Here is an 18,055-nt window from a genome sequence, read left to right as displayed (position 1 = left end):
CGTGATTTGGCATTTTCTGGCGTCCATTTGCCGTAATAATGAAGGCTGACATTTCATTCAGGCTCCCGGGAGAAGAGGATGAGTATCAGCGTCTTTGATCTGTTCAAGATTGGTGTCGGCCCTTCCAGTTCACACACCGTGGGACCGATGCGGGCCGCGCAGCGGTTTGTCCAACAATTAAGCGACCAGGGCGTGCGTGAGGCGGTGCGACGCGTCACGGTGGATCTGTTCGGCTCCCTGAGCGCCACCGGCGTGGGGCACGGTACCGATAAGGCGACGCTGATGGGGCTGATGGGCGAATCGCCGGAAACGGTCGACCCCCAAACCATCGAGCCCGCCATTCGGGCGGTGTGCGAAACCGGCTTTCTGACCCTGGCCGGGGGCGAGTGCGTGGAGTTCGACTGGAATCGCGATCTGCATTTTGTTGATGAGGTGCTCCCTTATCACCCCAACGCCATGCGTCTGACCGCCTTCGATGCCCGGGGCGTGGTCTATGCCAATACCTACTATTCGGTGGGGGGCGGCTTTGTGCTGGATGAGAGTGAAGCCACCGCCACCGCCCATCTGGTACCCCAGGTGGTTCTGCCTTACGACTTTAACTCCGGCGCTGAACTGCTGGCGCACTGCCGGGAGCAGGGGTTAAGGGTCAGCGAACTGATGCTGGAAAACGAAAAGGTGTGGCGCGACGAAACGGCGATTCGCATCGGGCTTGCCGGTATCTGGCAGGCGATGCAGGCGTGCATCGCTCAGGGGCTGGAAAACGAGGGCGTATTACCGGGCGGGCTGAACGTGAAGCGGCGGGCCCCGGGTCTGTATCGCTCCCTGCGGCAGGCCACCGGAGCGAATGTGATCGGCACTACGCTATCGGCCATGGACTGGATCAACCTCTATGCGCTGGCGGTTAACGAAGAGAATGCTGCGGGCGGGCGCATGGTCACGGCGCCTACCAATGGCGCTGCCGGTATCATTCCGGCGGTGTTGATGTATTACATGCGCTTTAGCGAGCGGGCCGGGGATGGTGACGTGGTGGACTTTCTGCTGGCGGCGGCAGCGGTTGGGGCGCTGTGTAAGAAAAATGCCTCGATCTCGGGGGCCGAGGTGGGCTGCCAGGGCGAAGTCGGCTCCGCCTGCGCGATGGCCGCCGCGGGGTTGACCGACGTGCTGGGCGGCACCCCGGAGCAGGTGGAAAACGCGGCCGAGATTGCGCTGGAGCATAACCTGGGGCTGACCTGCGATCCGGTGGCCGGGCTGGTACAGGTGCCCTGTATCGAGCGTAACGCTATCGCCGCCATGAAGGCGATCAACGCCGCCCAGATGGCGCTACGCGGGGACGGTCAGCACTTTGTTTCACTCGATAAAGTTATTCGCACCATGCGCGATACCGGGCGGGATATGCAGGATAAGTATAAGGAAACCTCACGTGGGGGACTGGCGGTGAATGCGATTGAGTGTTGATGCCATCCTGAACTGATGTCTGCCCTGATCCGGGGCAGACGCACCAAAAAAGCATATAGCAACAGGCGATTACCCTGCTCAGCACGAAACGTGCCATCTCTGTTTTTATGATTCCGACAGCGGCGCTATATCACTCCCGATGAATGATTATCGGGAGATTGCGCATATATTTTTAATGTAAAAAGGAAGTGGTACATATGTTGCTTTATTGTTGTTTGTGGAAGTTAAGAGGTATCAGACCCGTTTGTTCCCTCTCCTGACTGAGAGACAACAGAGGCAAGAGCATATGTCTGAAACAAATGAATCACCCCAGGGTTGTACCGATAATTACAAGACACGTACCGTTGGTTTTTTACTGGTCAATAACTTCACCATGATGGCGCTGGCAACGGCGGTAGAGCCGCTGCGTATGGCGAACCAGTTAAGCGGCCGCGAGCTGTATGACTGGCATACCATCAGTGAAGACGGTGATACGGTGATGGCCAGCGATGGCATTAGCATTACCCCGGATTGCTCCATGGCTGACTCCAGCGCGCTGGATGTGCTGATTGTGGTGGGGGGAGTAAACATTACCCGCAGTTACAGCCGCCGCCAGATTAGCTGGCTGCAGATGATGGCGCGCAAACATATTCTGATCGGCGGCGTTTGTACCGGCCCTTATGTGCTGGCGGCCGCCGGGTTGCTGGATGGCTACCACTGTAGCGCCCACTGGGAATGTATTGCCTCCATGCAGGAAGCCTGGCCCAAAGTACGATGCACCAACCAGCTTTTCGTCATCGAGCGCGACCGCATGACCTGTAGCGGCGGTACGGTGCCGATGGACATGATGCTGAGCATGATCAAACGCGACTTCGGCTATCAGCTGACGGCGGCGATCTCGGAGATGTTTATCTGCGATAGGGTACGCAACGAATCTGACTATCAACGCATACCGCTGCGCCACGTGCTGGGAACCGCCCAGCCGAATCTGGTGGAAGCGGTGTCGCTGATGGAAGCGAATATCGAAGAAGCGATAGAACTGGATGAGCTGGCCGCCTATGTGGGGCTTTCCCGCCGCCAGCTTGAACGCCTGTTTCAGAAGTACCTGCAATGCTCGCCTTCCCGCTACTACATGAAGCTTCGCCTGTTTCGGGCCCGGCAGTTGCTTAAGCAGACTTCGATGTCGATTATCGAGATAGCCCTGGCCTGCGGTTTTGTCTCAACGCCGCACTTCAGCAAATGCTACCGCGAACATATCGGCATTCCACCGCGCGAAGAGCGGCGCGGCATACGCAGCCAGGAGCAGAGCGAAACCGTGCCGCAGCTGGTGACCACCGCACTGCCCGGTCTGAACGGTAAGAAAGAGCGCTCCGCCACTGCGGTGGCGGTACGTGCCCTGAGCGAGGCGCGCTTCGAACCTACCTACGGCTCGGTGGCGCTGGGCTGGACTTCGCCGCCCTGAGGTTTGCGGCCGCCTGCCCGTATGGGGCAGGCGGCATGGCGGGGCTATGCGGCCCAGTCTTCCAGGGTTAATCCCGGCACCCGCTCAAATTCCTTCACATTATTGGTGACAAGGATGGCGCCAGCGGCGATGGCATGCCCGGCAATGGCCGTATCGTTGGGCCCGATGGGCGTACCGGCGGCGGTAAGCGTTGCTTTCAGCTCAGTGGTTTCATCCACTGCGGCGCGGTCCCACGGCATAACAGCGTCAAGACGGATACAGAAGGCCTCTACCAGCTGCGCATGGCGCGGCGACGCTTTTTTACCGAGGGTACCGAAGCGCATTTCGGCATAGGTAATAGCCGACACCACAATGCGATGACGCTGCATGACCGCCTGCTCCAGACGCCGAATCACGGCTTCCGGCTGCTCACGCATGATATAAGAGCAGATACAGGTGTCCAGCATATAGGTTTTGGTCATAGCTTAACGCGCCCCTCGTCATTCACAATCTCTTCACGTTCCGTCATGAAGTCCGCATCGGCTTTCTCTTCCAGCAGGAACGATCCCCAGCTCGGTTTGATCGGCCGCAGAAGGATAGTGTCGCCTTCACGGGTAATCTCCAGTTCGTTAACGCCCTCAAAATCCAGATCCCTGGGTAAGCGGATCGCGCGGTTATTGCCGTTTTTAAACACAGATACCGTTCTCATCGTGATGGTCCCCGCCAGGTAAAAGAGTGCCCTGTTGCATATGGCGAGTATATGCCTGAATTCCCCTTATGTATAGGTCTGGCATATGCTTTTCTTCCACTCTGACGATAGCCCTGGTTTAAAGGTGGTTTTATGGTGCACTAAATTTTCTTCGGCGCGAGAGTTTGATTCGAAATGCCCGGGACGCCTCGACATTTTTTCACCGGCGGCGGGCTGCGCTCCGGGTCAGCCAGGTGACGCTTTCAGAACACTTTCCCGTCGTTGATAACCCTATGCTGTCGGACATCATGGTGTTACAGACAGAGGGTGGAGAGATGAACGCAGAACAGTTGCACAACGACGCCATCGTCATTGATGGCCTGGTGATCGCGAAGTGGGACCGCGAGCTTTTTGAGGATATGCGCCGCGGCGGCCTGACCGCAGCGAACTGTACGGTATCGGTGTGGGAAGGGTTCCAGAGCACCGTGAACAACATCGTCGCGATGAACGCGCTGATCGAGCAGAATTCCGATCTGGTCATTAAGGTGCGCAACACCGACGATATTCGCCGTGCCAAAGCGGCAGGGAAAACCGGCGTGCTGATGGGCTTTCAGAACGCTCACGCCTTTGAAGACCAGCTTGGCTACGTTCAGATCTTTAAGGATCTTGGGATCGGCGTTGTGCAGATGGCCTACAACACCCAAAACCTGGTGGGCACCGGCTGCTACGAGCGCGACGGCGGGCTTTCCGGCTATGGCCGGGAGGTGGTGGCCGAAATGAACCGCGCGGGCATCATGTGCGATCTCTCCCACGTGGGGGCCAAAACCTCTGAAGAGGTGATCCTGGCCTCTGAAAAACCAGTCTGCTATTCCCACTGCCTGCCTTCCGGCCTGAAGGATCATCCGCGCAACAAGTCCGATGCCGAACTGAAGTTTATTGCCGATCGCGGTGGCTTTGTCGGCGTCACTATGTTTACGCCGTTCCTGAAAAATGGCATTCACTCCACCATTGACGACTACGTTGAAGCCATCGAATACATCTTCAACCTGGTGGGTGAAGACCAGATAGGTATCGGGACTGACTTTACCCAGGGCCAGGATCAGGCCTTTTTCGAATGGCTCACCCATGACAAAGGCTACGCCCGTCATCTGACCGACTTCGGCAAGATAATCAACCCGGAAGGGATCCGCACCCTTGGCGAATTCCCCAATCTGACCGAAGCCCTGCTGCGCCACGGGTTCAGCGAACATCAGGTACGCAAAATTATGGGCGAGAACTGGGTGCGCGTTCTGGCCGAAGTATGGGGCGAATAACTGATGACCAGGGAGAAACTGATGAGCTCACATGCGCCTGAAATGCCGATTAACGTTGACGATGAAACCGGGGTCTGGACCACCGATGCGCTGCCAATGCTCTACGTGCCGCGCCACTTTTTCGTCAATAACCATATGGCGATCGAAGAGGAAATCGGCGCCGAACGCTATGCCGGAATCCTCTACAAAGCGGGCTATAAATCCGCGTACTACTGGTGCGAAAAAGAGGCCGAAGCCCACGGTATCTCCGGCGCCGCAGTCTTTGAACACTATATGAAGCGGCTTTCCCAGCGCGGCTGGGGGTTGTTCATCATTGAAGCGCTCGACCTGGCGCAGGGCACCGCCCGCATTCGCCTGGAACACTCGGCGTTCGTTTATCAGTACGGCAAGGTGAATCGCAAGGTCGATTACATGTTTACCGGCTGGTTTGCAGGCGCCATGGATCAGGTGGCCCAGAGTCTGGGCTATGCGGTCAGAACCCGGGCAGTCCAGACCCGGAGCGCCGCCGAAGAGGGAAGTGATTACGGCGTTTTTGAGGTTTCGCCGCTGTAAGTCCGCGTTGGCCGCCTGCGGGCGGTCAGGGTTTTTGCATTGAATCAGGGTGTAGCCATGTCTCAGTTTGATCTTCTGTTCCAGCCGTTGAATATCAACAAGCTGACCATCCGTAATCGTATCGTCAGTACCGCCCACGCCGAGGTCTATGCCACCGATGGCGGCATGACCACCGATCGCTACGTCAAATATTACGAAGAGAAGGCCAAAGGGGGCTGCGGCCTCTGTATCTGCGGCGGCTCCAGCGTGGTTTCCATCGACAGCCCCCAGAGCTGGTGGAGCTCGGTAAACCTTTCTACCGATCGCATCATTCCCCATTTCCAGAACCTGGCCGACGCGGTGCATAAGCACGGCGGTAGAATCATGATTCAGATCTCTCATATGGGGCGCCGCTCGCGCTGGGACGGCGAAAACTGGCCTAACCTGATGTCGCCGTCAGGCATTCGCGAGCCGGTACACCGCGCCACCTGTAAAACCATCGAAGTAGAAGAGATCTGGCGGGTGATTGGCGACTTCGCCCGTGCGGCGGTGCGCGCCAAAGAGGGCGGACTGGACGGCGTGGAGCTTTCCGCCGTGCATCAGCACATGATCGATCAGTTCTGGTCGCCGCGGGTGAATAAACGCGCCGACGAGTGGGGCGGCAGCTTTGAAAATCGCATGCGCTTTGGCATGGAAGTGCTGAAAGCGGTGCGGGAAGCGGTGGGAGCGGACTTTGTGGTGGGCATGCGTATTACCGGCGATGAGTTCCACCCCGATGGCCTGAGCCATGAAGATATGAAGCAGATCGCCGCTTACTACGACGCTACCGGCATGGTCGATTATTTTGGCGTGGTCGGTTCCGGGTGCGATACCCACAACACCCTGGCGAACGTGATTCCGAATATGAGCTACCCGCCGGAGCCGTTCCTGCATCTGGCCGCCGGAATCAAAGAGGTGGTCTCGGTGCCGGTGATCCACGCTCAGAACATCAAGGATCCCAACCAGGCCCAGCGCATTCTGGAACAGGGCTACGTCGACTTTGTGGGCATGACCCGGGCCCATATCGCCGATCCGCACCTTATTGCCAAGATCAAACTGAATCAGGTGGATCAGATCCGCCAGTGCGTGGGGGCCAACTACTGCATCGATCGCCAGTATATGGGGCTGGATGTGCTGTGCATTCAGAATGCGGCCACCTCCCGCGAACATATGGGGCTGCCGCACATGATTGAAAAGAGCGATGGCCCCCGGCGCAGGGTGGTGGTGGTGGGCGGCGGTCCTGGTGGCATGGAAGCTGCCCGGGTGGCGGCCGAACGCGGTCATCAGGTCACGCTGGTGGAGCGCGCTTCAGAGTTGGGCGGGCAGGTCACCATTGCCGCCAGAGCGCCGCAGCGCGATCAGATGGCTGGTATTACCCGCTGGCTGGCGATGGAACTGGAACGGCTGGGGGTAGAAATTCAACTGAACACCAGCGCAGACGCCGCCATGGTGCGCGATATGAGGCCGGACGTCTGTATCCTGGCGACCGGCGGCCGTCCGTTCCTTGAGCAGAACCCGGAGTGGGGCGCTGACGATGGCCGGGTGGTGGCCAGCTGGGACATTCTGACCGGCGCGGTGGAGCCGGGTAAAAACGTGCTGATTTACGACACCATCTGCGAATTTACCGGCATGTCCACCGCCGACTACCTGACGGCCAAAGGGGCGCTGGTCGAGCTGGTGACCGACGACATCAAGCCCGGCGTCGGTATCGGCGGCACCACTTTCCCGACCTATTACCGCAGCCTGTATGAAAAGGCGGTGATCATGACCTCGGACCTGGCGCTGGAGTCGGTTTATCGCGAAGGCGACAAGCTGGTGGCGGTGCTGGAAAACGAATACACCGGCCAGAAAGAGGAGCGGGTGGTGGATCAGGTGGTGATCGAAAACGGCACCCGACCCAACGAAGAACTTTATTACGAGCTGAAAGCGGAGTCGCGTAATAAGGGGCAAATAGATAACGAGGCGCTGTTTGCCGCCCATACTCAGCCGGTTCTGGCGCAGGCAGGAGACGGCATGATCCTCTGGCGGCTGGGTGACTGCGTTTCCCAACGCAATGTGCACGCGGCTATCTACGACGCATTACGTCTGTGCAAGGATCTGTAACAAAGGGGGCTGCATGATACTCGACAGATTACTCCCGGTGTTGCTGGGCGCGGCGCTGCTGCTGGCGCTGGTGGGTGCTCTCAGACGAATCCGCCTGTGGCGTGCCGGTCAGCAGGAAAAAACGGCCGGGCTTGCCGGGCTGATGGCCATGCCGCGCCGCTATCTGGTGGATCTTCACCATGTGGTGGCGCGGGACAAGGTGATGTCGAATACCCACGTGGCGACCGCAGGCGGCTTTGTGCTGTCGATGGCGCTGATTCTGGCGGTTTACCTGTTCGGCATTCATAGCCGCTGGCTGGCCGCGGCGTTGCTGGGGTCGCTGGCGCTGATGCTGGTGGGGGCGCTGTTTGTCTGGCGGCGCCGCCGCAATCCGCCTGCCCGCCTGTCGAAAGGGCCGTGGATGCGGCTGCCGAAGAGTCTGCTGGCCTTCGCCGCCAGCTTTTTTATCGCCACGCTGCCTGCGGCGGGGATTCTGCCGCAGGGCAGCGGCGGCTGGCTGCTGGCGGCGGTGCTGGCCGCCGGAATCGTCTGGGGGCTGGGGGAGCTGGTATTCGGCATGGCCTGGGGCGGGCCGATGAAGCACGCCTTCGCCGGCGCCCTGCATCTGGCGTTTCACCGGCGCCCGGAACGCTTTGGCGGCGGGCGCTCCACCGGTCTGAAGGCGGTGGATCTGGATGCGCCTAAGCTGGGGGTGGAAAAGCCCGTCGACTTTAAATGGAACCAGTTGCTTGGCTTCGACGCCTGCGTGCAGTGCGGCAGGTGCGAGGCGATGTGTCCGGCCTTTGCCGCCGGGCAGCCGCTCAACCCAAAAAAGCTGATTCAGGATATGGTGGTTGGGCTGGCCGGTGGTTCGGATGCCCGCTTTGCCGGTAGCCCCTATCCGGGTATCGAAGTCGGTAACGCGACCGGCTCACCGCATCAACCGATTACCGAAGGGCTGGTCAGCCCGGAGACTCTGTGGTCCTGCACCACCTGCCGCGCCTGCGTGGAAGAGTGCCCGATGATGATCGAGCATGTGGACGCCATCGTCGATATGCGTCGCTTCCTGACCCTGGAAAAAGGCGCCACGCCGAATAAAGGGGCCGAGGTGCTGGACAACCTGATCGCCACTGACAACCCCAACGGTTTTAACCCCCGTAGCCGCACCCACTGGGCGGCGGATCAAAACCTGCGGGTGATGAAAGAGGTGGGACAGGCGGATGTGCTGTTCTGGGTGTCTGACGGCGCGTTCGATATGCGCAGCCAGCGGATCCTGCGCGCCTTCGTGAAGATCCTGAAAGCGGCGGGGGTGGACTTCGCGATACTGGGCGACGAAGAGCTGGACAGCGGCGACGTGGCGCGCCGTCTGGGAGACGACGCCACCTTCCAGAGGCTGGCGAGGCGCAATATCGCCACCCTGGGCAAGTATCGTTTCAACCGGATTGTGACCACCGATCCGCACGCCTTTCACTGCCTGAGAAACGAGTACCCGGATCTCTATCCCGAAGGGGCGGAACCGGACTACGACGTGTTGCACCACACCACCTTTATTAATGAGCTGGTTAAGGCGCAGTTGCTGAACCTGAATGACTACAAGGGCGGCAGCGTCACCTGGCACGACCCCTGCTATCTGGGGCGCTATAACGGCGAGTACGAAGCCCCCCGTGAACTGCTGGCCGAACTGGGAATTCAGCCGGTCGAGATGGAACGCTCCGGCTTTCGTTCCCGCTGCTGCGGCGGCGGCGGCGGCGCGCCGATTACCGATATTCCCGGCGAACGGCGGATTGCCGATATGCGCATGGAAGACGTCCGGGCCACCGGGGCCGAGGTGGTGGCGGTCGGCTGCCAGCAGTGCACCGCGATGCTTGAAGGGGTAGTGGAGCCGCGCCCGGAAGTGAAGGATATCGCCGAACTGGTGGCCGAAGCCTTGGTGGAACCCACCGTGCCGCAGCCAGCCCGGCGTAAGAGCGAACAACCCACGATGGAGGTAGCCTGATGAGCGACATTGTGCGCAGAGATCCGCGCGCCGAGTGGATTGCGCGTAACCGCCTGCATCCGCAGCATGCGGCCACGACGATGCCCGCAGGTGAATCCCGGGGGCCGTCCGGGCTGATTCGCCGTAACCCTCATGCGGTGGGCTTTATCGGCCCCAATGGCATTCGTCGCATTGACCGGATGAACGTCAGCGGCCCGGCAGCCATGGTTGGACGCCGGGCGGTGAGCGCCGTGAAAACCGCGACGCTGCCGCTGAATCGGGTGGAGCAGGTGGATTACTACATCGCCGTGGTGCCCGATATGGTGGGTGGTCGGCTGAGCGAACACGATCGGGATGTGCTGGGCCAGGCTCATGCGCTGATCCGTGAGATGGGCGGCGCCGGGGCGGTGCTTGCCATTGTATTCGGCGAACATCGCGAGCCGTCGTTCGATACCGCGGGTGTCGACAGGCTGCTGGCGCTGAACGGCGCCGGATATCAGGAGTATGCGCCGGAGCTGCGCGTTGCCGCGCTGCATGAGGTCGACAACCAGTTTTCGCCGCGCCACTGGCTGCTGCCGGATAGCGTGGCGGGGGGCTTTGAACTGGGATGTCGGCTGGCGGCCCGGCTGGGCGAGCGCCCGGCGACTCAGGCCTGGCGGGTGGATGCGCAGCAGAGCCTGTGTCGCGGCGCCGGAGGCAGCATCGATATCACCCGCGCCACGCCGCGTCTGCTGCTGCTGGCCGCGGAGTGTGCCGACCCCATCGACGAAACTCGGCACGAAGCGCTGCCGGTTCAGCTACGCCAGACGGTAAGCGTGAAGCCGCGCATTCACGACGGCGGCCAGGTAGCGGTGGATCCCAACGCGGTAGCGCTGGCAGAGGCGGAATTTATTCTGTCGGCGGGCAATGGCGTGCAGGACTGGGAATTGTTCCATCAGTGCGCCGAAGCGCTCGGCGCTACGGAAGGGGCCAGCCGGGTGGCGGTGGACGATGGTTATATGCCGCGCCAGCGTCAGGTGGGCGCCACCGGCACCTGGGTGACCGCCAGGGTCTATGTGGCAGTGGGGATTTCCGGGGCGATTCAGCATTTGCAGGGCATCGGCCAGTGCGACAAGGTGATCGCCATTAACACCGATGTCGGTTGTGACATGGTGAAACGCGCCGCTCTGAGCGCGATAGGCGATAGCGGCGAGATTATGATCCAGCTTATCCGGCTGGTCAGGGAACATCGTCAGGAGGAGTTTGAACATGCGGCCTGAAAAGCGTAACGCCAGCCTGCGGGTTACCGCGCTGGTATCGGTGGGGCAACACCCCGATTCCGGACGCGAGCGTCGCGCCGGTCAGGATGCCCGGGCGGTTGAGCTGGGGTTAACTCTGGCGCCCCAGGGGCTGGAGGTGCTTCATGCGGGCGATCCCCACGCTCAGGCGCTGCGCAGCTATGCGGGAATGGGACTGAGTTCGTTGCGGGTTCTGGAACAGAATAAGATGGCGGACGTGGTCCCCGCTCTGGAGCATTATCTGAGCCAGAACAAGCCGGATATCATTCTGACCGGTGTGCGGGCCGAAAGCGGCGAATCGTCCGGCATGGTGCCTTATCTGCTGGGAGAAGCGCTGGGAATGCCGGTGGTGACCGGTATTGCCGGTATCGTCAGTATCGAGCGCGGCGAGGCGCATCTGCTACAGGCGCTGCCGCGCGGTCAGCGTCGGGCATTGAAGGTGGCGCTGCCGTTTATCGCAAGCGTTGATATGGCGGCGCCTACCCCGCGCCAGAGCGCTTTTGGCCCCGCCAGTCGGGCGCAACTGGTGGGACAGAAGGCGGATATTGAGTGTCGCGATGAGGTCAGGGAGCAGTGGCGTGAAGCGCCAGCCCGCAAGCGACCGAAGCGTTTGCAGGTGGTTAAAGCGAAAACCGCCGCCGATCGATTCAGGGCGGCGACCGCGAAGTCTCAGGGCGACGGCGGCCGGATTCTGCGTGATAAACCGGCCTCCGAAATGGCGCAGGCGATATTTGATCTGCTGCTGGAAGAGGGGGTGGTACGTAGTGGGCGCTGAGCTTCCTCACTCCGGCCAGGGGGAAAACCAGTGCCAGCCTGGTCCCCTCTCCCCTTTGGGCAGAAGGGTAAAATTAGCGCCAGCCCGGTCTCCTCTCCCCTTTGGGCAGAAGGGTAAAATTAGCGCCAGCCTGGTCCCCTCTCCCCTATGGGGAGAGGGTTAGGGTGAGGGGAAAGGGCCGGGATGAGGGTTAAAAAGAGGGAAGATCACCCATACTGCCGTTCAATATCGGGAACGCCGACCGGATAAAGCTCGCTATTATCGCCACCGCCCAGATTCTTCAACAGGGTATCGCTGTACCACTCCAGGAAATTAATCACCCCAAACTCATAGGTTTCTGAATAGGGACCGGGCTGATAGCCAATGGAGTTAATGCCGCGCTGATTCTCTTCCCCCAGAATTCTGTCCTGATCGTTGGTGGCATCCCACACCTGGCGCAGACGCTCCGGATCGTAATCCACGCCCGGCACGGCATCCTTGTGCACAAACCATTTGGTGGTGACCAGCGACTCCTGAGCCGAAATGGGCAGCACCCGGAACACAATAAAGTGATCGCTCTGCATATGGTTCCAGGAGTTGGGCAGGTGCAGAATGCGCATCGAGCCCAACTGATGGTTTTTAATACGTCCCAGCAGCTTAGTGCAGCCTTCGCTACCGTCGATGGTCATCACGCTGGCGCCTGGCTTTAGCGGCATACGCACGATGCGATTGCGTTGACCGAAGCTTCTGTGAAGGTGCGGGATCCCTTCCTGATCCCACTGAGCCGCCTGCTGATTGTAGTAGTCGATAAACTCCGGCGTAGCGCGCGGATCGTTGGTGTCGTCCCACTCCAGCAGGGTATTCAGTAGCTCCGGATGGCTGCCCGCGCAGTGGTAACATTCGCGGTTATTTTCCAGCACCAGCTTCCAGTTGGCCTTTTCATACATCTCGGATTCCGCCGCCAGCTTGGTGTTTTCCACATCATACGGCTCCATGTACTCCTCAAGCGTCGCCAGGAAGTTATCGAAGTCGGACTCTGGCGGCTGTTCGGCGATGCAGACGAAGATAAACCCGCCTCCGGTCCGGCAGTGCGCGGGTTTCAGACCGTGCAGGCTTTTGTCGAAATCTCCACCCATATTGGTGCCCGCGAACAGCAGATTGCCTTTCAGATCGTAGGTCCACTGGTGATAGGGACATACCAGATTCGCCACCTTGCCGCGCTGCTGTTGGCACAGTCGTGAACCCCGGTGACGACAGGTATTATGGAAAGCGTTGACCGCGCCGTCGGCGTCGCGCACCACCAGCACCGGATTCTGGCCGATCTCAAGGGTAAAATAGTCGCCCTTTTTCGGGATCTCGCTGGTCATGCCAACGAACAGCCACTCCTTCTGAAAGACCTCTTCCATATCAATACGAAACATCGTCGGGTCGTTATACAGCGGCTGTGGCAGCGAATAGTTCGGCTGGCGCCGCTTGAGCAAGTCAGTCATCTGGTCGCGAGCATCGATAATGCTGGCGCAGGTGATATTCAGCAGATCGTTATGACTCATGGTGGTGCTCTTCTCATTCAGATCAAAGTGTCGCGCCCGCGCGCGGGCACATCCCGATAGCTGGCTCCCATTACAGACAGGGGTCACTGTCAGACAAGATGCTGCACCCGGTTGTGAATGAGGAATGTTCTGGCAGCGACATCGATCCCCTCCGTTAGAGACGCAGGGAGGAACGCATTGTTGCCCGGTGGTTTTTTCAGACATCCCGATGTCGTGAATAAACAAATGGCGAAGCGAAGTTGAACTGAAAATTCAGCCTGTATCCGGCCGCGCCAAACCGTCGCGAGCTATCCATCGACCCTGGCCCACAGGAAGCATTCCGTATGACCAACCAGACTATTTCGGTAGTAAATACCGGCGCTTTTGAGTCCGTAACCACTCAGACCTGGAGCAACGGTCGTCATGCTGTGCGTTGCGTCAAGGTGATTCAGGAAACCTGGGATGTGAAAACCTGGTGCTTTATGGCCGAACAACCGGTGATGTTCTTCTTTAAGCCGGGCCAGTTCGTCACCCTGGAGCTGGAGATCGACGGCGAACAGGTGTTTCGCTCCTACACCATCTCCAGTTCGCCGTCGGTGCCGTACAGCTTTTCGATTACGGTGAAGCGGGTGCCGGGGGGCAGGGTATCTAACTGGCTGCATGATAATATGAGTGAAGGGATGGAGCTGGCGGTGCACGGGCCGGTTGGCCAGTTCAACTGTATCGACTACCCCAGCGACAGGGTGCTGTTTCTTTCCGGTGGGGTGGGGATCACCCCGGTGATGTCGATGGCGCGCTGGTATTTCGACACCAACGCCGATGTCGATATGGTGTTCGTTCACAGCGCCCGCACGCCGCGCGACATTATTTTCCAGCGCGATCTGGAAAACATGGCCGCGCGTATCGCCAACTTTAAGCTGAACCTGGTGTGTGAACGCTACGAATCCGGCCAGAACTGGGGCGGTTATCGCGGCTTCTTTAATCGCCCGATGCTTGAAATGATGGCTCCGGATTTCATGGAGCGCGAAGTTTACTGCTGCGGCCCCACGCCCTATATGAACGCCGTGCGTAATATGTTGCAGGAAGCCGGATTCGATATGGCGCGCTACCATGAAGAGTCGTTCGGGGCAACGCCGGAGCCGGTGAAGGAGCAGGCGCAGCAGGATGCCGAACAGGCGGCCGAAGTGGCCGAAGCGATACCGCGTTCCGACCTGCTCCAGGTCTTCTTCGCCAGCACCGGTAAGAGCGTACAGATAGCGCCTGGCGAAACCGTGCATGCCGCCGCTGCCAAGCTGGGCCTGCATATCCCCAAAGCCTGCGGGATGGGCATCTGCGGTACCTGTAAGGTGAAGCGGCTGGAAGGGGAGGTCGAAATGGCCCATAACGGCGGTATTACCGACGAGGATGTCGAAGAGGGGTATATCCTCTCCTGCTGTAGCGTACCGACCGGGGATGTGGTGGTGGAGTATTAAGGTGAAAAAGGAGGGGCTGGCCCCCTCCTGTCGCGCCCGGCTATTGTCCGGAAAACTCAGGCGTGCTTGCCGTGGAACTTCAGTATTTCTGCGGCAATAAAGTCTGGTTTTTCTTCCGCGATCCAGTGTCCGCATTCCGGTATTACGCCCCCTTCAACGTGGTGAGCAACTTGCTGCATACTGCGAAAGCTGATCTCGCCCATACAGTGCGAGCCGCCCCATGCCATCACCGGAATGTCGAGTTTATGGGCCGCCAGCTCACGGCTCTGGCGGGCAGATTCCGGGAAAGCCTTATAAAATTCAAAGCCTGCGCGCAGACCACCCGGCGCCGAATAGCATCTTACAAACTCATCAATGTCTGATTCGGTAACCGCCAGCGGATTGTAAGCATAGGTTTTGAAAAAGTAGCTCAGATATTCACGCTCGCGCCCGGTAACCAGCAGCTGCGCCAGGTCTGGGGCCTGGTGAAAGCCAAAGTGCCAGTACTCTTTCTCTGCGTCATCCTCGCTTTCAATGCCCAGAATTTTGCTTTCCAGGAATACGAGGCTTTTGACTTCCTGCCGGTAGTTCGCGGCATAAGCGTAGGCGACGCGTGCGCCGTTATCGTGGGCGACAAGGCGGATTTTCTGAAAGCCAAGATGGGCAACCAGCGCGTGCAGATCGTCGGCCACCGTATTGCTATCGTACCCCGTATCAGGCTTATCTGAATCCCCTGAGCCGCGCATATCGACAGCGATAACTTCATGGCCTCCGGCTATCAGCCGGGGAATCACCCGATGCCATTCGTACCAGGTCTGCGGCCAGCCGTGAACCAGCAGCACCGGCTCACCTGCGCCGCCGCGCACGTAGTGCAGCCTTACGCCGTTAACAACGGCAATTTCATGTTTGAGTTCGGTCATCGCTTCTCTCCATAGTGAATGTCATTTTTATTTTGTAGTGATCAATACATTAATGTCAATAATAGATGAGCAGAGGTTGATGCCGTTACCTGGGATGGTCAGAAGAATTGTGTAATAATCAATACATATTCATAAGCTATCTATTCGCTGGGGGAATTCATATGGCACGGGGGAGACCACGTACGTTTGACAGGGAAGCCGCTGTTGAGCAGGCGATGCTGATTTTCTGGGCCAAAGGGTTTACCAACACCTCACTGAGCGATCTGACATCGGCGCTAAAGATTAATCCACCCAGCTTCTACGCCGCTTTTGGCTCCAAAGAGGCGCTGTATCTGGATGTTCTGGAGCGCTACAGCCTGGAAATCGGTGAAAAATTATGGGGCGAGCTGCTGCGTGACGGGCCCGCATACCATGCAGTCGAAAACTTACTGTTAAATACGGCGCGCTATCTGACCAGAGAAAAATCGCCTAAAGGATGCCTGCTTTCGCTGTCGGGGATGGAAGGCGGTTTATCAGAGAGTTTGAGCAATGAACTTATGCGCCGTCGCCATGCAATGTTGATCCGGCTGGAAAACTGCCTGTTGGCTGCCCGGGGAAAAAACGAAATTTCAGCGCGTGCGGACTGCGAGGCCGCTGCCCGGTTTTACTTTACGCTTCAGCAGGGGATGGTCACCCGGGCCCGGGATGGTGAAACGACAGACGAGCTGGAAACTACGGCTAAATCGGCAATGCGGCTCTGGCCTGTGCTGTTACAGGATGGGTAAGGGTGAAAAAAATGGAGGGATTACCCCTCCATTAAGCACGTGAATGCAATCTGTTATTTGCTAATAAAATCCAGAATATCGGCGTTAATGACGTCGGCCTGGCTGGTATGCATACCGTGAGGATAGCCCGGATATACTTTCAGCGTGCTGTTGACCAGCAGTTTGTCCTGAAGCAGCGCGGCGTTTTGATAGGGAACCACTTGATCGTCATCTCCCTGAATGACCAGCGTTGGAACGGTAATGGCTTTGAGATCCTTAGTTTGATCGGTTTCTGAGAACGCCTTAATGCCTTCGTAATGGGCTTTGGCGCTGCCCATCATGCCCTGACGCCACCAGTTCTGAATAATCCCCTGGGAGACTTCCGCGCCGGAACGGTTGTAGCCATAGAAAGGACCGGAAGCGACATCCAGATAAAACTGGGTGCGGTTAGCGGCAAGCGCCGAGCGGAAACCGTCGAACACCTCAATGGGCGTGCCACCCGGGTTGTCGGGTGTTTTCACCATCAGCGGCGGCACTGAGCTAACCAGCACCGCTTTCGCCACCCGGTTCTGGGGCTGACCGTATTTGGCCACATAGCGCGCCACCTCGCCGCCGCCGGTGGAGTGACCCACGTGGATAGCATTCTTCAGATCGAGATGTTCAGCAACGGCCGAGGCATCGGCCGCGTAGTGGTCCATATCATGCCCTTCGCTGACCTGATCGGAACGGCCATGCCCGCGCCGATCGAGTGCGATAACGCGGTAGCCTTTAGCCAGGAAAAATAGCATCTGAGCATCCCAGTCATCGGCGCTCAGTGGCCAACCATGATGAAAAACAATTGGTTGTGCGTCTTTTGAACCCCAGTCTTTAAAGAAAATGTTAACACCGTCTTTTGTAGTTACGAATGGCATGGACTGGTCTCCTGCATGTAATGAGACGAAACGTTTTTGACAACCAACGGGCCCGGCACCTGCGATAGCAGAGCGTCGAAGCCCCCTGTTCCGGCATCTGAAGAGGCATTGTTGCCTCGTTTCAGGTGGAACCCACTATCAGTGTAGAAGGAATTTTCACGTTATGGGTGTGGGTATTTCGGGCGGGAAGAGGCCTGACTTCCGGGTGAGTCAGGCCGTGACACGAACTGATGTACAAGCTCTTGTGGCGCTTTATGTTTCCTCTTGCAGTGCCTGATGAAGCATCAGTTTAGCTCCCCAGGTCGTCAGTTCGACAATCTCTTCCTGTTCCATGCCGAAAGTATCCTTGAGTACCGTCAATGCTTCAGTGCCATACAAAACCGACATCAGCATGATCAGTTTCTGCACCTTTTCTGGCGGGAGTTGCGATTCAAGGGGAGCCAGCGCTTCCGCGAGCGCTTCACGACGGTTGCTCTTTTTAAGAAAACTTTCTCCTTCATGAGATCCTTCTTCCTGGCGGGTTTGCCAGCGGTGTTGCGCTATCCGCATGGCATCGCGCATCAGCGCTTCATGGGAGAAGAGCTCTCCGTATCCCCAGCTTAGCAACCTGGCGATATTCTCTTCGGGATCGGCTGTCATCTTCGGTTTTTCAAAGGCACCAATAACCCTTTTTACAACGTACTCCACGAACTCGCTATGGGTGGAGAAGTAACTCCTGAGCGTGACTTTCGCGTACTCCGCCTCGCGGGTGATCTCTTCCGGTGACGGAAATTTATTTTCCTGATACAGCTTCAGGGCTGCATGAGTGAGCCGCTCAAGGGTTCTGCGACGTACCGGAGACAGGTTATCTTCATCAAAAAGCTGCATTTTTTGTCTCGCTTCAAGGAAAAAATATCATGTGAGATAAAAATATCTTGAAGGTTATAAAATATTATCCTAGCTTTATATTGCACGAGATCAATTAATC

16 protein-coding genes are annotated in these 18,055 nt (G+C 58.3%); 10 read left to right on the top strand and 6 right to left on the bottom strand.

Annotated features, from left to right (window positions below; all coding sequences use genetic code 11):
• Positions 1-78 precede the first annotated feature (78 nt).
• Together SCU88_RS21185 and SCU88_RS21180 are read left to right on the top strand one after the other, a co-directional pair.
• Entirely contained in the window at positions 79-1,455 is a 1,377-nt protein-coding gene (locus SCU88_RS21185; protein ID WP_175340706.1) for an L-serine ammonia-lyase, read from the top strand.
• A 286-nt stretch (positions 1,456-1,741) separates the two neighbouring features.
• Complete coding sequence (locus SCU88_RS21180) at positions 1,742-2,896, top strand: GlxA family transcriptional regulator (protein ID WP_138093680.1); 1,155 nt, start codon at positions 1,742-1,744, stop codon at positions 2,894-2,896.
• Between the two features lie 44 nt (positions 2,897-2,940).
• Here SCU88_RS21180 and SCU88_RS21175 read toward each other — a convergent pair whose 3' ends face one another.
• Positions 2,941-3,357: a type II toxin-antitoxin system VapC family toxin gene (locus tag SCU88_RS21175; RefSeq protein ID WP_138093677.1), complete on the bottom strand. Its 417-nt coding sequence runs from the start codon at positions 3,355-3,357 to the stop codon at positions 2,941-2,943.
• On the bottom strand, positions 3,354-3,584 hold the full coding sequence (gene vapB / locus SCU88_RS21170) for a type II toxin-antitoxin system VapB family antitoxin (protein ID WP_138093674.1): 231 nt from the start codon (positions 3,582-3,584) through the stop codon (positions 3,354-3,356). Before vapB ends, SCU88_RS21175 begins: the two co-directional genes overlap by 4 nt.
• A gap of 233 nt (positions 3,585-3,817) precedes the next feature.
• Between vapB and SCU88_RS21165 the strand changes: the two genes are divergently transcribed.
• From SCU88_RS21165 to SCU88_RS21140, 6 genes are read left to right on the top strand one after another with little or no spacing between them, the layout of a single operon-like run.
• A complete protein-coding gene (locus SCU88_RS21165; RefSeq protein WP_431810057.1) occupies positions 3,818-4,876 on the top strand; it encodes a dipeptidase in 1,059 nt (352 codons plus the stop codon).
• Between the two features lie 21 nt (positions 4,877-4,897).
• Positions 4,898-5,428 carry a DUF5943 domain-containing protein gene (locus SCU88_RS21160; RefSeq protein ID WP_175340705.1) on the top strand — a complete coding sequence of 177 codons (531 nt, stop codon included), beginning with the start codon at positions 4,898-4,900 and terminating at the stop codon, positions 5,426-5,428.
• 57 nt (positions 5,429-5,485) lie between these two features.
• On the top strand, positions 5,486-7,549 hold the full coding sequence (dgcA, locus tag SCU88_RS21155) for a dimethylglycine demethylation protein DgcA (protein ID WP_175340704.1): 2,064 nt from the start codon (positions 5,486-5,488) through the stop codon (positions 7,547-7,549).
• Positions 7,550-7,565: 16 nt separating this feature from the next.
• Positions 7,566-9,524: a DUF3483 domain-containing protein gene (locus tag SCU88_RS21150; RefSeq protein ID WP_175340860.1), complete on the top strand. Its 1,959-nt coding sequence runs from the start codon at positions 7,566-7,568 to the stop codon at positions 9,522-9,524.
• On the top strand, positions 9,524-10,762 hold the full coding sequence (locus SCU88_RS21145; RefSeq protein WP_175340703.1) for an FAD-binding protein: 1,239 nt from the start codon (positions 9,524-9,526) through the stop codon (positions 10,760-10,762). The genes SCU88_RS21150 and SCU88_RS21145 overlap by 1 nt, the downstream gene beginning before the upstream one ends.
• The gene (locus SCU88_RS21140) at positions 10,752-11,555 is read left to right on the top strand and encodes an electron transfer flavoprotein subunit beta (RefSeq protein WP_138093662.1); all 804 of its coding nucleotides are present in this window, start codon (positions 10,752-10,754) and stop codon (positions 11,553-11,555) included. The genes SCU88_RS21145 and SCU88_RS21140 overlap by 11 nt, the downstream gene beginning before the upstream one ends.
• Before the next feature lie 206 nt (positions 11,556-11,761).
• Here the strand turns inward: SCU88_RS21140 and SCU88_RS21135 are convergent, their stop codons facing one another.
• Positions 11,762-13,084 (bottom strand): SRPBCC family protein, encoded by a 1,323-nt coding sequence (locus tag SCU88_RS21135; protein ID WP_175340702.1) that lies wholly within the window; start codon positions 13,082-13,084, stop codon positions 11,762-11,764.
• Between the two features lie 323 nt (positions 13,085-13,407).
• On the opposite strand from SCU88_RS21135, the gene SCU88_RS21130 reads away from it, so the two are divergent.
• On the top strand, positions 13,408-14,535 hold the full coding sequence (locus tag SCU88_RS21130) for a 2Fe-2S iron-sulfur cluster-binding protein (protein WP_175340701.1): 1,128 nt from the start codon (positions 13,408-13,410) through the stop codon (positions 14,533-14,535).
• Between the two features lie 56 nt (positions 14,536-14,591).
• Here the strand turns inward: SCU88_RS21130 and SCU88_RS21125 are convergent, their stop codons facing one another.
• The gene (locus SCU88_RS21125; protein ID WP_175340700.1) at positions 14,592-15,434 is read right to left on the bottom strand and encodes an alpha/beta fold hydrolase; all 843 of its coding nucleotides are present in this window, start codon (positions 15,432-15,434) and stop codon (positions 14,592-14,594) included.
• Between the two features lie 161 nt (positions 15,435-15,595).
• Between SCU88_RS21125 and SCU88_RS21120 the strand changes: the two genes are divergently transcribed.
• Positions 15,596-16,198, top strand: a complete 603-nt coding sequence (locus SCU88_RS21120; protein ID WP_175340699.1) for a TetR family transcriptional regulator — start codon at positions 15,596-15,598, stop codon at positions 16,196-16,198.
• A 53-nt stretch (positions 16,199-16,251) separates the two neighbouring features.
• Here the strand turns inward: SCU88_RS21120 and SCU88_RS21115 are convergent, their stop codons facing one another.
• Together SCU88_RS21115 and SCU88_RS21110 are read right to left on the bottom strand one after the other, a co-directional pair.
• A complete protein-coding gene (locus tag SCU88_RS21115) occupies positions 16,252-17,088 on the bottom strand; it encodes an alpha/beta fold hydrolase (protein WP_175340698.1) in 837 nt (278 codons plus the stop codon).
• Between the two features lie 252 nt (positions 17,089-17,340).
• The gene (locus SCU88_RS21110; RefSeq protein WP_175340697.1) at positions 17,341-17,955 is read right to left on the bottom strand and encodes a TetR/AcrR family transcriptional regulator; all 615 of its coding nucleotides are present in this window, start codon (positions 17,953-17,955) and stop codon (positions 17,341-17,343) included.
• Positions 17,956-18,055 lie beyond the last annotated feature (100 nt).

The organism is Jejuibacter sp. L23 (genome assembly GCF_050815825.1).
GTDB classification, from domain to species: domain Bacteria; phylum Pseudomonadota; class Gammaproteobacteria; order Enterobacterales; family Enterobacteriaceae; genus Jejubacter; species Jejubacter calystegiae.
Note: the sequence above shows the minus strand (reverse complement) of the source record. Positions and strands in the feature narration are given on the sequence as shown.